General features: G+C 71.6%; 13 protein-coding genes, 1 pseudogene and 1 riboswitch. Of the genes and pseudogenes, 9 read left to right on the plus strand and 5 right to left on the minus strand.

The features are described 5' to 3' along the window. Positions 1–62: 62 nt before the first annotated feature. A pseudogene (locus ABZ642_RS24435) lies at positions 63–989 on the minus strand (hydrolase); the annotation flags it as partial. A gap of 335 nt (positions 990–1,324) precedes the next feature. Here ABZ642_RS24435 and ABZ642_RS24440 point away from each other — a divergent pair. Both ABZ642_RS24440 and ABZ642_RS24445 read left to right on the plus strand, forming a co-directional pair. After that, entirely contained in the window at positions 1,325–1,675 is a 351-nt protein-coding gene (locus ABZ642_RS24440) for a hypothetical protein (protein WP_360487794.1), read from the plus strand. Positions 1,676–1,682: 7 nt separating this feature from the next. Beyond that, positions 1,683–2,867, plus strand: coding sequence for a glutathionylspermidine synthase family protein (locus ABZ642_RS24445; protein ID WP_360487797.1), 1,185 nt, complete (start codon positions 1,683–1,685; stop codon positions 2,865–2,867). A gap of 144 nt (positions 2,868–3,011) precedes the next feature. Here the strand turns inward: ABZ642_RS24445 and rocD are convergent, their stop codons facing one another. Beyond that, positions 3,012–4,217 (minus strand): ornithine--oxo-acid transaminase, encoded by a 1,206-nt coding sequence (gene rocD, locus ABZ642_RS24450; protein WP_360487800.1) that lies wholly within the window; start codon positions 4,215–4,217, stop codon positions 3,012–3,014. Positions 4,218–4,319: 102 nt separating this feature from the next. Then, positions 4,320–4,409, plus strand: a riboswitch (ZMP/ZTP riboswitch). A 32-nt stretch (positions 4,410–4,441) separates the two neighbouring features. On the opposite strand from rocD, the gene ABZ642_RS24455 reads away from it, so the two are divergent. The 3 genes from ABZ642_RS24455 (at position 4,442) to ABZ642_RS24465 (ending at position 7,856) form a co-directional block, all read left to right on the plus strand. Then, positions 4,442–5,896, plus strand: a complete 1,455-nt coding sequence (locus ABZ642_RS24455) for a glycine hydroxymethyltransferase (protein WP_360487803.1) — start codon at positions 4,442–4,444, stop codon at positions 5,894–5,896. Positions 5,897–6,038: 142 nt separating this feature from the next. Continuing rightward, positions 6,039–7,052 (plus strand): tryptophan--tRNA ligase, encoded by a 1,014-nt coding sequence (gene trpS / locus ABZ642_RS24460; RefSeq protein WP_360487806.1) that lies wholly within the window; start codon positions 6,039–6,041, stop codon positions 7,050–7,052. Between the two features lie 225 nt (positions 7,053–7,277). Continuing rightward, positions 7,278–7,856: a 2'-5' RNA ligase family protein gene (locus tag ABZ642_RS24465; protein ID WP_360487809.1), complete on the plus strand. Its 579-nt coding sequence runs from the start codon at positions 7,278–7,280 to the stop codon at positions 7,854–7,856. A gap of 16 nt (positions 7,857–7,872) precedes the next feature. Here ABZ642_RS24465 and ABZ642_RS24470 read toward each other — a convergent pair whose 3' ends face one another. Continuing rightward, complete coding sequence (locus tag ABZ642_RS24470) at positions 7,873–8,628, minus strand: decaprenylphospho-beta-D-erythro-pentofuranosid-2-ulose 2-reductase (RefSeq protein WP_360487812.1); 756 nt, start codon at positions 8,626–8,628, stop codon at positions 7,873–7,875. Between the two features lie 15 nt (positions 8,629–8,643). After that, the gene (locus tag ABZ642_RS24475) at positions 8,644–10,044 is read right to left on the minus strand and encodes an FAD-binding oxidoreductase (protein WP_360487815.1); all 1,401 of its coding nucleotides are present in this window, start codon (positions 10,042–10,044) and stop codon (positions 8,644–8,646) included. Between the two features lie 150 nt (positions 10,045–10,194). Between ABZ642_RS24475 and ABZ642_RS24480 the strand changes: the two genes are divergently transcribed. From ABZ642_RS24480 to ABZ642_RS24495, 4 genes are read left to right on the plus strand one after another with little or no spacing between them, the layout of a single operon-like run. Next, positions 10,195–10,719 carry a phosphatase PAP2 family protein gene (locus ABZ642_RS24480; protein ID WP_360487818.1) on the plus strand — a complete coding sequence of 175 codons (525 nt, stop codon included), beginning with the start codon at positions 10,195–10,197 and terminating at the stop codon, positions 10,717–10,719. Next, the gene (locus ABZ642_RS24485; RefSeq protein WP_360487821.1) at positions 10,716–11,786 is read left to right on the plus strand and encodes a decaprenyl-phosphate phosphoribosyltransferase; all 1,071 of its coding nucleotides are present in this window, start codon (positions 10,716–10,718) and stop codon (positions 11,784–11,786) included. The genes ABZ642_RS24480 and ABZ642_RS24485 overlap by 4 nt, the downstream gene beginning before the upstream one ends. Then, the gene (locus ABZ642_RS24490; protein ID WP_360487824.1) at positions 11,783–12,208 is read left to right on the plus strand and encodes a GtrA family protein; all 426 of its coding nucleotides are present in this window, start codon (positions 11,783–11,785) and stop codon (positions 12,206–12,208) included. The genes ABZ642_RS24485 and ABZ642_RS24490 overlap by 4 nt, the downstream gene beginning before the upstream one ends. Next, complete coding sequence (locus tag ABZ642_RS24495; protein ID WP_360487827.1) at positions 12,196–13,101, plus strand: YihY/virulence factor BrkB family protein; 906 nt, start codon at positions 12,196–12,198, stop codon at positions 13,099–13,101. Before ABZ642_RS24490 ends, ABZ642_RS24495 begins: the two co-directional genes overlap by 13 nt. Here the strand turns inward: ABZ642_RS24495 and ABZ642_RS24500 are convergent. Further along, positions 13,049–14,335, minus strand: a complete 1,287-nt coding sequence (locus ABZ642_RS24500) for a D-alanyl-D-alanine carboxypeptidase (RefSeq protein WP_360487830.1) — start codon at positions 14,333–14,335, stop codon at positions 13,049–13,051. The genes ABZ642_RS24495 and ABZ642_RS24500 overlap by 53 nt on opposite strands. Positions 14,336–14,356 lie beyond the last annotated feature (21 nt).

A 14,356-nucleotide genomic window follows, 5' to 3' on the forward strand; every position in this document is an offset into this window, starting at 1 on the left:
GGGGGAGGGCGGACGGCGGGCCCGGGGCGGTACCCGGAGCCGCCGCCGCACCCGGTGCGTCAGCTGGCGCCGGCCAGCCAGGCGGTGGCGTTGAGGGCGAGGGCGGCGTTGGTGGCGCCGCTGTCGTTCCAGCCGTCGTACAGCGTGTTGCCTGACTGGCCGGTGCCGTCGTCGATGGGCGAGCTGTCACCCCAGAAGGCGACCCGCCCGCTGCCGTAGGCGGACGTCAGGAAGAAGGCGCCCGTGTTTCCGGAGTAACCGCTGCGGTACACCAGACCCTTGACGTTCGCGTTGTCGGCGGGCTTGAGGGTCGCCGTCGTCCCGTCGGCGATCAGGCTCTTGGTGACCGTGCCGAAGCCGCCGTGCAGGACGGCGTCTCCGCTGTCGCTGACGGCCTTCGGGTAGCCGGAACCGATGTCGAGGGAGTCGATCGAGAAGCCGAACGGGTCGGTCGAGTCGACGCTGTTGTTCATCATCAGGTCGTTGAGGATCTCGACCGCGTCGTAGCCGTCGTTGTTGCGGTCGGCGCCGGTGTGGTCGGAGATCATGAACAGCCCGCCGCCGGCCTTCACGAAGTTCATGATCGCCGTCTTCTCGGCGGTGCTGAACTTGGTGTTGGGCTCGGGCAGCACCAGCGCGTCGAACTTCGACAGGTCGGTCGAGGACGAGCCGCCGTAGGTCAGCGCGCCGGTGGCCGTCTTCAGGCTGTAGTCGCCGGTCTGCTGCAGGGCGACGCCCCACGAGGACAGCGCGCCGGTCCAGTCCGTCTCGTCGGACGGGGAGGAGTCCTGGGAGAGCGGGTCGGGCTTGCTGGTGGAGATGATCCAGTCCGCGTTGCCGGCCTCCTCGGCGTGGCCGTCGTCGAACAGGACGCGGTAGGTGGTGGCGGCATGGGCGGGGGCGGCCTGGAGCGCGGCTCCAGCGGTGAGCAGGCCGAGCACGGTCAGGGCCGCGGTGAGTGTGCGGCGCGAGGTGGCGAAGCCGGGCATCTGTCATTCCTCCATCGGTGGGGGGTGCGAGAGGGATGGCGTGCGGGTGCTGCGGCGGTTGTCTCTTCGCGCGTGGCCACGGGTGTGGTTCCGTGGGGTGGTCCGTGGTTCTGCGCGCGTAGAGTTCGAAGTTGATCGTTCATCTACGAACAGCTGGACGGTACCCGTGGTGCCCGGTGCGGCGGCAGGTCTCCCGGCGGCTTCACATGATTTTCTTACCAGGACATGACAAGTCGAGGCGGCTGAGTCCGTTCGTCTAAGCTGTCGCCGCACACCCGGCCGGCGATCACTGGACTCCCGTCGGCCCACCGCACGCCACACGGGGGAACACGAACATGGCTGACGCACGCCGACAACTCCGCTCGGGCACCGTGGTCCTCGGCGGCATGGGCCTGCTGGCCGCCGCCCTCACCGCCTGCTCCTCCGAGCCCGACAAGCGCTGTGTCGACCGCAACAGCTACACCGCCACCAAGGGCTACCAGGTCGTCTCCGACAAGAACTGCGGCTCCACCAAGGCCGCTGTCGACGGCGCCTACTACTACGGCGGCAAGAAGAAGAGCGGCTGGGTCAGCGGCGGCTCGTTCATCAAGCCGGCCAAGGGCTCCGGCGGCTCGTCCAGCGGCGGCCACGGCGTCCACCGCGGCGGGTTCGGGCACGGCAGCGGCCACGGCAGCTCCGGCGGCTGACCCCGCGATGGAGCGCCGTACCGTCGCACCCCGTCCCGGCTGGCAGCGGACCGTCGAGGAACAGGGCCTGATCTACCCCCTCACCCGCCATCCCGACGGCGCCCTGCGCCCGTACTGGGACGAGAGCGCGTACTACGTCTTCACCCTGGAGGAGGTGGAAGCGCTGGAGGAGGTGGTCGAGGAGCTGCACGCCATGTGTCTGGCCGCGGCCGGCCACATCGTGGCGCAGGATCGTTTCGCCGAACTGGGCATCACCGACCCCCGCATCCGCGCCGCCGTCACCGAGTCCTGGCACCGCCGCTCCGAACTCCCCTCCCTCTACGGCCGCTTCGACCTCCGCCACGACGGCACCGGCCCGGCGAAGCTCCTGGAGTACAACGCCGACACCCCCACCTCCCTGGTGGAGGCCGCCTCGGCCCAGTGGTTCTGGATGGAGGACCGCTTCCCGGGCGCCGACCAGTGGAACAGTCTCCACGAACGCCTCGTCGCCGCCTGGCAGCGGCAGGCCCGGCTGCTCCCGCCCGGCATCCCCCTCCACTTCGCCCACTCCGCCGCCGACGAACTCGGCGAGGACCTGATGACGGTCGCCTACCTGAAGGAGACCGCCGAGCAGGCGGGCCTGGACACCGAGTGGATCTCCATGGAGGAGATCGGCTGGGACACCCTCTCCGGCCGCTTCGTCGACAACCGGCTCCGGTTCATCCGCAGCTGCTTCAAGCTCTACCCCTGGGAATGGCTCACGACCGACGCCTTCGGCGGCCACGTCCTCGACACCCTGGACAACGGCGGCGGCACGGGCACCACGATGTGGATAGAGCCGGCCTGGAAGATGCTCCTGAGCAACAAGGCGCTGCTGGCGATCCTCTGGGAGCTGTACCCGGGGCACCCGAACCTGCTGCCGGCCTACGTCGACGGCCCCAGGGAGCTGGCGGCCGGCAAGGGGTACGTCAGCAAGCCGCTGCTGGGCCGGGAGGGCGCCGGCGTGCGGGTGCACACCCCGGGCACGGCGGCCGTCCAGCGTCACGAGGCGTGCTGCTACCAGGAGCTGGCCCCCCTGCCGACCTTCGACGGCAACCACGTCGTGCTGGGCGCGTGGGTGGTGGGGGAGGAGCCGGCGGGCCTGGGCATCAGGGAGTCGGCGGGCCTGGTGACGGACGACTACGCGCGCTTCCTCCCGCACGTGATTCTTTGAACGCCCCGCACGTGATTCTTTGAACGCCCCGCACGGGAGCGCCCCATAGGGGCGTGGGGCTGTATCGGATCCGCGGCAACCGCCGCGTGGGCGCGGCGAGCCACGGCGCACCGGCACTCGCGCTCGTCTCGCGGCGGCACCCCCTCAGGCGCTCAGGACCTCCCACAGTTGCTCAACCCCCCACTCCAGATCCTCCTCCGCCACCACCAACGGCGGAGCCACCCGCACGGTCGCCCCGTGCGTGTCCTTCACCAGCACCCCCCGCTCCATCAACCGCTCCGACACCACCCGCCCCGATCCCACCGCCGGATCCACGTCCACGCCCGCCCACAGCCCCCGCCCCCGCACGGCGGTCACCCGCCCACTGCCCGCGATCTCCGCCAGCCGCCGATGCAGGACCTCCCCCAACTCGGCCGCCCGCTCCTGGTACTCACCGCTGCGCAGCATCGCGATCACCTCCAGCGCCACCGCACAGGCCAGCGGGTTCCCGCCGAAGGTGGACCCGTGCTCGCCGGGCCGGAAGACCTCCAGCACCTCGGCCCGCGCCACCACCGCCGACACCGGCAGCACCCCGCCCCCCAGCGCCTTCCCGAGGACGTACACATCCGGTACGACCCCCTCGTGCTCGCACGCGAAGGTCCGCCCGGTCCGCCCGAGTCCGGACTGGATCTCGTCCGCGACGAACAGCACATCCCGCTCGCGCGTCAGCTCCCGCACCCCCGCCAGATAGCCCTCCGGCGGCACGATCACCCCGGACTCGCCCTGGATCGGCTCCAGCAGCACCGCCACCGTGTTCTCGGTCAACGCGGCCCGCATGGCCGTCAGATCGCCGTACGGAACGATCTCGAAGCCGGGGGTGTACGGCCCGAAGTCCGCCCGTGCCTCGGGATCGGTCGAGAAGCTGATCACCGTCGTCGTACGGCCGTGGAAGTTGCCGCCGGCGACCACCACCTTCGCCCTCTCCGACGGCACCCCCTTGACCCGGTACCCCCACTTCCGGGCGGTCTTCACGGCGGTCTCCACCGCCTCCGCCCCCGTGTTCATGGGCAGCACCATCTCCATCCCGCACAGCTCCGCCAGTTCCGTGCAGAACGCGGCGAACCGGTCGTGGTGGAAGGCGCGGGACGTCAGCGTCACCCGCTCCAGCTGCGCCTTCGCCGCCGCCACCAGCCGGGGGTGGCCGTGCCCGAAGTTCAGCGCCGAGTAACCCGCCAGGAAGTCCAGGTACCTGCGCCCCTCCACGTCCGTCATCCACGCCCCCTCGGCCGTGGCGATCACCACCGGCAGCGGGTGGTAGTTGTGCGCGCTGTGCGCGTCGGCGGCGGCGATGAGGGCTTCCGTAGTGGTCACGGCGACTCCAGAGAACGCGGCGAGGTGCCCCCTTACTACCCTCTGCCCCTGCCCGACTGGTGGACGCCACGGCCCCCGGGCCCGGCGTGCCGGGTAGTCTGACCAGCGGGCCGTGACTGGCGCGCTGGGATGGGACCGACCATCGGGGAGCGGCCTGTGTCTGATCGAGTGCCGTGCGCCTGGGCCGAACCGTGAACGCCGAACGCCATGTCCGGAGGTCCCGAATGTCAGACAAGTCCGCGCCCCTCTCCACCGAGTCCACCGCGTACCGCGCCGCCCTCGACGTGATCCGCGCGGTCGAGCCGCGGGTCGCCGACGCCATCGGCCAGGAGGTCCACGACCAGCGCGAGATGCTCAAGCTGATCGCCTCCGAGAACTACGCCTCCCCGGCGACCCTGCTCGCGATGGGCAACTGGTTCAGCGACAAGTACGCCGAGGGCACCGTCGGCCGCCGCTTCTACGCCGGCTGCCGCAACGTCGACACGGTCGAGGCGCTCGCCGCCGAGCACGCCCGAGAGCTGTTCGGCGCCCGGCACGCCTACGTCCAGCCGCACTCCGGCATCGACGCCAACCTGGTCGCCTTCTGGGCCGTCCTCGCCGACCGCGTCGAGGTCCCCTTCCTGGAGAAGGCGGGCGTCCGCCAGGTCAACGACCTCTCCGAGGCCGACTGGGCCGAGCTGCGGCAGGCCTTCGGCAACCAGCGGATGCTCGGCATGTCCCTGGACGCCGGCGGTCACCTCACCCACGGCTTCCGCCCGAACATCTCCGGCAAGATGTTCGACCAGCGCTCCTACGGCACCGACCCGGCGACCGGCCTGATCGACTACGACGCGCTGCGTGTCCAGGCCCGCGAGTTCAAGCCGCTGATCCTGGTGGCCGGCTACTCCGCGTACCCCCGTCTGGTGAACTTCCGGATCATGCGGGAGATCGCCGACGAGGTCGGCGCGACCCTGATGGTCGACATGGCGCACTTCGCGGGCCTGGTCGCCGGGAAGGTCCTGACCGGTGACTTCGACCCGGTCCCGCACGCCCAGATCGTGACCACCACCACCCACAAGTCGCTGCGCGGCCCGCGCGGCGGCATGGTCCTGTGCGACGACTCGCTGAAGGACCAGGTCGACCGCGGCTGCCCGATGGTCCTCGGCGGCCCGCTCCCGCACGTCATGGCCGCCAAGGCCGTCGCCCTCGCCGAGGCCCGGCAGCCCGCCTTCCAGGACTACGCCCGGCGCATCGTCGACAACGCGCGTGCCCTGGCCGAGGGGCTGACGCGCCGTGGCGCCACCCTGGTCACCGGCGGCACGGACAACCACCTCAACCTGATCGACGTCGAGTCGTCCTACGGCCTCACCGGCCGCCAGGCCGAGACGGCCCTCCTCGACTCCGGCATCGTGACGAACCGCAACGCGATCCCGGCCGACCCGAACGGCGCCTGGTACACCTCCGGCATCCGCATCGGCACCCCGGCCCTGACCACGCGCGGCCTGGGCACGGCCGAGATGGACGAGGTGGCGGCCCTGATCGACCGTGTCCTGACGGCGACCGAGCCGGGCACGACGAAGTCGGGCGCGCCGAGCAAGGCCTCGCACGTCCTGGACGAGAAGGTGTCGACGGAGATCGCCCAGCGCGCGACGGACCTGGTGGCGGGCTTCCCGCTGTACCCGGAGATCGACCTGGGCTGATCAACGCCGTCAGGGGCAGCGCCCCCTGACGTGCGCGGGGAACTGCGCGACCGGCCACAACGGCGCCGCAGTCCCCCGCGCATCGGACACCCCCCCCACCGCGGAGACCAATCCCACCCGCACCCTCTGCGAGAATGGGGGCATGGCCTCTGATCGACCCCGCGTGCTCTCCGGCATCCAGCCCACCGCCGGCTCGTTCCACCTCGGCAACTACCTCGGCGCCGTCCGCCAGTGGGTAGCCCTCCAGGAATCCCACGACGCCTTCTACATGGTCGTCGACCTGCACGCGATCACGATCCCGCAGGACCCCGCCGACCTGCGCGCCAACACCCGCCTCGCCGCGGCCCAGCTGCTCGCCGCCGGCCTGGACCCGGACCGCTGCACCCTCTTCGTGCAGAGCCACGTCCCCGAGCACGCGCAGCTCGCCTGGGTCATGAACTGCCTCACCGGCTTCGGCGAGGCCAGCCGGATGACCCAGTTCAAGGACAAGGCGGCCAAGCAGGGCGCGGACCGCGCCAGCGTCGGCCTGTTCACGTACCCGATCCTCCAGGTCGCCGACATCCTGCTCTACCAGGCCAACGAGGTGCCCGTCGGCGAGGACCAGCGCCAGCACGTCGAGCTCACCCGCGACCTCGCCGAGCGCTTCAACGGCCGCTTCGGCGAGACCTTCGTGATCCCGAAGCCGTACATCCTCAAGGAGACGGCGAAGATCTACGACCTCCAGGACCCGTCGATCAAGATGAGCAAGTCGGCGTCCACGCCGAAGGGCCTCATCAACCTCCTCGACGAGCCGAAGACGACGGCCAAGAAGGTCAAGAGCGCGGTCACCGACACCGACACGGTCATCCGCTACGACGTGGCGGACAAGCCGGGCGTCAGCAACCTCCTCACCATCTACTCCACCCTCACCGGCAAGTCGGTCGCCGAGCTGGAGCAGGAGTACGAGGGCAAGATGTACGGCGCGCTCAAGACGGACCTCGCCGACGTCATGGTCGACTTCGTGACCCCGTTCCGGGAGCGCACCCAGCAGTACCTGGACGACTCGGAGACGCTCGACTCGATCCTCGCCAAGGGCGCGGAGAAGGCCCGCGCCGTCGCCGCGGAGACCCTGGCCCAGGCCTACGACCGGGTGGGCTTCCTGCCCGCCAAGCACTGACCCGCCGAGCACTGACCCGCCGAGCGCCGGGCGGAGCGCCGACGGTACCGAGCGGGGCGCCGGGGGCGCTCGGGGCGCTCGGGGCGCTCGGGGGAGCGCACGGGAGCGCTGCACATCACTTCGGCCACGGCTGCCCGGAAGGCGGCCGTGGCCGTACAGTCGATAGACGGACGGCCGGGTACGAACCCGACACGCGTCCGGCCATCACGACCGACAGGAGATGACGTGGGGACCGTAACGATCGGCGTCTCGATCGCGGTCCCGGAGCCTCACGGCAGCCTGCTCCAGGAGCGGCGCGCGGGCTTCGGCGACGCCGCGGCCCACGGCATCCCCACGCACGTCACGCTGCTGCCGCCCACGGAGATCGCCGAGGGCGAGCTGGCCGCCGTCCAGGCCCACCTGGGCGAGGTCGCCGCGGTGGGCCGGCCGTTCCCGATGCGGCTGTGCGGCACGGGCACCTTCCGGCCCCTTTCGCCGGTCGTGTACGTCCGGGTGGTCCAGGGGGCGGACGACTGCGCCTGGCTCCAGCAGCGGGTCCGTGCCGCGTCCGGGCCGCTCGACCGCGAGCTGCAGTTCCCGTACCACCCGCATGTCACCGTCGCGCACGGGATCGACGAGGCGGCGATGGACCGGGCCTTCGCCGAGCTGGCGGGGTACGAGGCCGAGTGGCCCTGCATGGGGTTCGCCCTCTACGAGCAGGGTTCCGACGGCGTGTGGCGGAAGCTGCACGAGTACGTGTTCGGGGGCTCCGTCGTGCCGCCTCAGGTGGGGCACGCGGAGCGGGACACCATCGCCAGCCGGTAGCCGACCAGGACAGGCCCTAGATCGGCAGCCGCCGGAACACCGACCGCGGCGCGTGCCGCAGCGCCGACATCACCACCCGCAGCGCCCCCGGCACCCACACCACCTCCGAGCGCCTGCGCAGCCCCGTCTCGATCGCCGTCGCCACCGCCTCCGGGGTCGTGGCCAGGGGCGCCTCCGCCAGTCCGGCCGTCATCCTCGACCGCACGAACCCCGGCCGTACGACCATCACGTGCACGCCCGTCCCGTGCAGCGCGTCGCCCAGGCCCTGGGCGAACGCGTCCAGGCCCGCCTTGCTGGAGCCGTAGATGAAGTTGGAGCGCCTCGCCCGCTCCCCGGCCACCGAGGACAGCACCACCAGTGAGCCGTGGCCCTGCGTCTGCAGGGCCCGCGCGCAGACCAGGCCCGCCGAAACGGCGCCCGTGTAGTTGGTCTGCGCCACCCGCACGGCCTGCACCGGCTCCCGCTCGTCGGTCGCCTGGTCGCCCAGGACACCGAAGGCGAGCAGCACCATGTCGATGTCGTCCTCGGCGAAGACCTTGCCGAGGACGGCCTCGTGGGACTCGGGGTCGAGCGCGTCGAAGGGGACGGTGCGGACGTCGGCGCCCAGCGTGCGCAGATGTCCGGCGGCGTGGTCGAGGGCGGGGGAGGGGCGGCCGGCCAGCCAGACCGTGCGGGTGCGGCGGGCGATCAGCCGGCGCGCGGTGGCCAGCGCGATCTCGGACGTACCGCCGAGCACGAGCAGGGACTGGGGCATTCCGAAGGCGTCCTTCATGACAGCGATCAGCTCCTAGAGGCCGAGACGGCGGGACAGGTCGGAGACGAACACCCCGCGCGGGTCCAACTCCGCACGCAGGGCGCGGAAGTCGGCGAGCCGTGGATACATCGCGGCGAGCAGGTCGGGGCGGAGCCGGGCGTCCTTGGCGAGGTAGACGCGGCCGCCGGCGCCCGCGACCTCCTCGTCGAGTTCGTCGAGGAACGCGCCGAGGCCCGGCAGCGCGGCCGGGATGTCGAGCGCGAGGGTCCAGCCGGGCACGGGGAAGGAGAGCCAGCCGGGGTCGGCGTCGCCGAAGCGCTTGAGGACGGCCAGGAAGGACGGGCAGCGGCGCTCGGAGATACGGGCCACGATCCGGCGCAGGGCGTCCTCCTGGCCGTAGCCGACGACGAACTGGTACTGCACGAAGCCGCCTCGGCCGTAGACGCGGTTCCAGTGCGGGACGCCGTCCAGGGGGTGGAAGAACGCGGAGACGCGCTGGAGTTGGCCGGTACGCGCGCGTGGCGCCTTGCGGTACCAGAGTTCGTTGAAGAGACCGACGGTGGTGCGGCCCAGGAGGCCTTCGGGGACGAACGTGGGGGCGGCCGGGAGCTGACGGGGGCGGAAGGCGAGTGGTGCACGCCCGGCGCGCGTGTCCTCACCGAGCGCCTCCCGGGGCGCGTGGTCGCCCCGCGTGAGCACCGCGCGCCCGGTCGCCGCCCCACGCGCCAGCAGGTCGATCCAGGCGACCGAATAGCGGTAGTGGTGGTCCGTGGTGGTCAGGCGGTGCATCAGGTCGTCGAGGTCGGTGGCGCGTTCGGTGTCGACCGTCATGTACGACGTCTCGACCGGGAGAAGGCGGACGGTCGCCGTGAGGATCACTCCGGTCAGACCCATGCCGCCGGCCGTCGCGTCGAACAGCGGGGTGCCGCGGCTCACCGTGCGGACCTGGCCGTCCGCGGTGAGGAGTTCGAAGGACAGCACGTGACGGGAGAAGGATCCCGAGACATGGTGGTTCTTGCCGTGGATGTCGGCGCCGATCGCGCCGCCCACCGTCACCTGGCGGGTCCCCGGGGTCACCGGGACGAACCAGCCGAGCGGCAGCAGCACCTCCGTCAGGCGGTGCAGGGAGACCCCCGCGTCGCACAGGAGGGTGCCGCCGTCGGCGTCGATGGCGTGGATGCGGTCGAGGCCCGTCATGTCGAGCACGGCGCCGCCGGCGTTCTGCGCCGCGTCCCCGTACGCGCGCCCCAGGCCCCGCGCGATGCCGCCGCGTGCCCCGCAGTCCCGGACGGCGTTCGCCGCCTCCTGGTACGTCCGGGGACGGATCAGGTGGGCGGCGGTGGGGGCGGTGCGGCCCCAGCCGGTGACGGACACGGTGGTTCCGGGGGGTGCGGACTCGGCGGGACCTGCGGGCCCGCCAGGCTTTCCAGGCATGAGGGCGACCGTATCGCTGCCGTATGGGTGTTATGGGTGCTATTGGTGATTGGTTACAGAAGATCACCTGACTCCCCGAAACGGGTGATTATCGGAATGTCGCTCAATATGGTCGTAGCTTTGGCGGGATCAAGGTGAACAGTGAGTCCAATGGACGACATGGACCACCGGATCCTCTCCGCGCTGCACGCCTGCGGTGCCGATCCACGCGTCGCGTCGGCCGCGCGCGGTCTCTCCGTCGCCGGTGAGCACGGCGCGCTCTGGCTCGCGGCCGGCCTCGCGGGGGCCGCCGTGGACGGCGCGCGACGCGGCGCCTGGTTGCGCGGCACGGCGCTCGTCGCGGGCGCGCACCTCGGCAGCATGAGCGTCAAACGGCTCGTGCGCCGTGCGCGCCCCGCGCATGTGCGGCCCCGGGTGCGTACCGCGGGCCGGCACTCCTTCCCCAGCTCGCACGCCACCTCCGCCGCGGCCGCCGCCGTCGCCTTCGGGGCGCTCGGCGCGCCCGCCCTCGCGCCCCTGGCGGCCGCCATGTGCCTCTCCCGGCTCGTCGTCGGCGTGCACTACCCGTCGGACGTCGCCGCGGGCGCGGCCCTGGGGGCGCTCACGGCGCGCGCCGGGGCGCGGTGGATGCGCGGAGGAGTGCCGGATTCCGCGTGCGCGGGGAGGCGTGGGTGACCGAGACCGCGCACGCCGCCACCGAAGCGACCGCCGACTCCGTCGAAGCGACGGCCGGCGCCACCGAGGCGACGGCCGACGGCACTGCTGAAACGAATCTGCACGAGCAGCGCGGCCACCCCGCCCGGCCGCACGAACCGGCGCACGGACCGACGAACGGACCGGCCCGCGCGCGGGTCACCCCCGGCGGTCTGCTCAAAGGCCTGCTGAAGACCACCCGCCCCAAACAGTGGGTCAAGAACACCCTCGTCATCGCCGCCCCGGCCGCCGCCGGCCGGCTCTTCTCCGCGCACGCGCTCCTCTCGCTCACCCTCACCTTCGTCCTCTTCACGACCTGCGCCGCCGCCGTCTACCTGATCAACGACGCCCGGGACGCGGACGCCGACCGCGCCCACCCCACCAAGTGCCGCCGCCCGGTCGCCGCGGGCCAGGTCCCGGTCCCCGTCGCCTACGTGGCAGGAGGCGTCCTGGCCGTCCTGGGACCGCTGCTCGCGGTCTGGCTGACCCCGCCCCTCGTCCCGGCCCTCCTGATCGCCTACGTGGGCATGCAACTGGCGTACTGCGTTGCCCTGAAGCACGTCCTGGTGGTGGACCTCGTCGTCGTCACCACCGGCTTCCTGATGCGGGCGGTGATCGGCGGGGTCGCGCTCGGCATCCCGCTGTCCCGCTGGTTCCTGATCACCACCGGCTTCGGCGCGCTCTTCATGGTGTCGGCCAAGCGTTACTCCGAGGCCGTGCAACTGGCGGGCAAGGCGGGCGCCACGCGCGCGTTGCTCACCGAATACACCACCGGCTACCTGCGCTTCGTCTGGCAGCTCGCCGCCGGGGTCGCCGTGCTCGCCTACTGCCTGTGGGCCCTGGAGGGCCACCGCACCCCCGCCGCGGGCCTGCTGCCGTGGCGTCAGCTGTCCATGGTCGCCTTCATCCTGGCGATCCTGCGCTACGCCGTCTTCGCCGACCGGGGCACCGCCGGCGAACCCGAGGACGTCGTCCTGCGCGACCGCGCCCTCGCCCTGATCGGCCTGGCCTGGCTCGCGATGTACGGGCTGGCGGTGGCTCACTGGTGACCGCGCACCAGCGCGAGCTGATCGGCTTCGCGGCCGTCGGCCTGCTCGCCTACACCGCCGACCTCACCCTCTTCAGCTGTCTGCGCGGCCCGGCCGCCCTCGACCCGCTCACCGCCAAGTCCCTCTCCTTCCTGGCGGGCTGCACGGTCGCCTACGTCGGCAACGCGCGCGGCACCTACCGCAACGCGCGCCTGTCGGGGCTGCGCCCCTACGCCGTCTTCGTCGCCGTGAACCTCGCCGGCGCCCTGGTCCAGCTGCTCTGCCTCGCCGTCAGCCACTACGGCCTCGGTCTCACCTCACAGCGCGCCGACACCGTCTCCGGCGCGGTCGTCGGCATGGCGCTTGCCACGGTTCTGCGCTTCTGGGGTACCCGTACATTTGTCTTCCGCGCGGAGGGCAGAGTCGGATCATGGACTGGCTGAGAAAACTTCCCGTCGTCGGCCCGCTGGTCGGCCGGCTGATGCACACGCACGCGTGGCGGTCGTACGAGCGGCTCGACCGGGTGAAGTGGGCCCGGCTGGCCGCCGCCATGACTTTCATCAGCTTCATCTCGCTCTTCCCGCTGCTGACCGTGGCCGCCGCGATCGCCGCCGCCACCCTGAGCGAGTCTCGGCAGCACACCCTGCAAGGCAAGATCGCGGACCAGTTCCCGGGGATCTCCGACCAGCTGGACATCAACTCGCTGGTGCAGAACGCCGGCACGGTCGGTCTCATCGCCGGTGCCGTCCTGCTGTTCACCGGCATCGGCTGGGTCGGCCAGGTGCGGGACTGTCTGCGCACGGTGTGGGAACTGCCCGACAAGGACCAGAACCTGATCGTCGCCAAGGCCAAGGACGCCGGCATCCTGATCGGTCTCGGCGGTGCGCTGATGATCACCCTCGCCGTGTCCACGATCGCCACGGCGGCCGTCGGCTGGACGGCGGGACAGCTCGGCATCGACAAGCACAGCTGGGGCAGCCTGCTGCTGCGGATCATCGCGTTCGTCGTCGCGGTGATCGCCGACTTCCTGGTGCTGCTCTACCTCCTCACCCTGCTGCCCGGGGTCGAACCGCCGCGCCGTCGCCTGCTGGTCGCGGCGCTGATCGGCGCGGTCGGCTTCGAACTCCTCAAGCTGCTGCTCAGCGGCTACATCCAGGGCGTCGCCACGAAGAGCATGTACGGCGCGTTCGGCGTGCCGGTCGCCCTGCTGCTGTGGATCAACTTCACCTCGAAACTCGTCCTGTTCTGTGCCGCCTGGACGGCGACCGAGAGCGGCACCGAGATCACGGACGAGGCCGCCGACGTACCAGATCCGGCAGCGGCCAACGGCGGTTGATCAGGAACGCCGCGCCCACGAGCAGCACCAGCGCCCCGCCCGCGATCCCCAGCGCGACCCCGACCCCGCTGGAACCGTCGGCCGAGGCGGCGGCCACCGGCTTCGACCCGGAGTTCTTCCCGGAACCGGAACCGGAGTCGGCCCCGGAGGCCGAGGCGGTCGCCCCCGGCTGCGCGGTGGAGTCCACCGCTCCCTTCGGCGGGACCAGCTCGCCCACCGGAGTCACCTTGCCGGCCGCCTGGAAACCCCAGTCGAACAGCTGGGCGGTCTCCTTGTAGACCTCGTTGTGCTCCTTCTTCTCCGGGTTCATCACGGTGACCAGCAGCACTCTGCCGCCCCGCTCCGCGACCCCGGTGAAGGTGGCGCCCGCGTTGGTGGTGTTGCCGTTCTTCACACCCGCGATGCCCTGGTAGACCGGCACGTCGGTGTCGCCGCTCAGCAGCCGGTTGGTGTTCTGGATCTCGAAGGACTCGCGCACCGACTTGCCCTTGGCGTTCTTCGTCGTGTCACCCGGGAACGCGGCCCGCACGGTCGAGCAGTACTCCCGGAAGTCCTTCTTCTGCAGTCCGGACCGGGCGAACAGCGACAGGTCGTACGCCGACGACACCTGGCCGGCCGCGTCGTACCCGTCCGGGCTCACCACATGTGTGTCCAGTGCCTGGAGCTCGTCGGCGTGGGCCTGCATGTCCTTGACGGTCTGCTCGACACCGCCGTTCATCGCGGACAGCACATGCACGGCGTCGTTGCCGGAGCGAAGGAAGACACCGAGCCAGAGGTCGTGGACCGTGTAGGTCTGGCCCTCCTTTATCCCCACCAGGCTGGAACCGGCGCCCATGCCCGCGAGGTCGGTCGACACCACCTTGTGCGGGGTCGACTTCGGGAACCGCGGCAGCACGGTGTCCGCGAACAGCATCTTCAGGGTGCTCGCAGGGGGCAGCCGCCAGTGCGCGTTGTGCGCGGCGAGCACCTCGCCCGACTCGGCGTCGGAGACGATCCAGGAACGGGCCGTGATGTCCTTCGGCAGCACCGGCACCCCGGCGGCCGGATCGACCTGGGTACCGGGCTGCCCGAGCCGGGTGCCGCCGACCGACGACATGCGCGCCGGGGGCGTGGCCGACGGACTGGTCGAGGGCGTGGGCGCGGCGAGCGCGGCCGGCGCGGTGAGCGACAGGGACAGCAGGGCGGCGGAGGCGACCAGCAGAGACCGGCCGGCTGGGGACTTCGGTGCGGACACGGACGAGAACGTACCCGGCAC

This window comes from Streptomyces sp. NPDC007157, assembly GCF_040634235.1.
Lineage (GTDB): Bacteria > Actinomycetota > Actinomycetes > Streptomycetales > Streptomycetaceae > Streptomyces.

Excerpts from the sequence above, each read along its gene's own strand:
- ABZ642_RS24480 (WP_360487818.1), top strand. The coding sequence starts at position 10,195 with ATGGACGACATGGACCACCGGATCCTCTCCGCGCTGCACGCCTGCGGT.
- ABZ642_RS24495 (WP_360487827.1), top strand. The coding sequence starts at position 12,196 with ATGGACTGGCTGAGAAAACTTCCCGTCGTCGGCCCGCTGGTCGGCCGG.
- ABZ642_RS24440 (WP_360487794.1), top strand. The coding sequence starts at position 1,325 with ATGGCTGACGCACGCCGACAACTCCGCTCGGGCACCGTGGTCCTCGGC.
- ABZ642_RS24470 (WP_360487812.1), bottom strand. The coding sequence starts at position 8,628 with ATGAAGGACGCCTTCGGAATGCCCCAGTCCCTGCTCGTGCTCGGCGGT.
- trpS (WP_360487806.1), top strand. The coding sequence starts at position 6,039 with ATGGCCTCTGATCGACCCCGCGTGCTCTCCGGCATCCAGCCCACCGCC.
- ABZ642_RS24445 (WP_360487797.1), top strand. The coding sequence starts at position 1,683 with ATGGAGCGCCGTACCGTCGCACCCCGTCCCGGCTGGCAGCGGACCGTC.
- ABZ642_RS24455 (WP_360487803.1), top strand. The coding sequence starts at position 4,442 with ATGTCAGACAAGTCCGCGCCCCTCTCCACCGAGTCCACCGCGTACCGC.
- ABZ642_RS24475 (WP_360487815.1), bottom strand. The coding sequence starts at position 10,044 with ATGCCTGGAAAGCCTGGCGGGCCCGCAGGTCCCGCCGAGTCCGCACCC.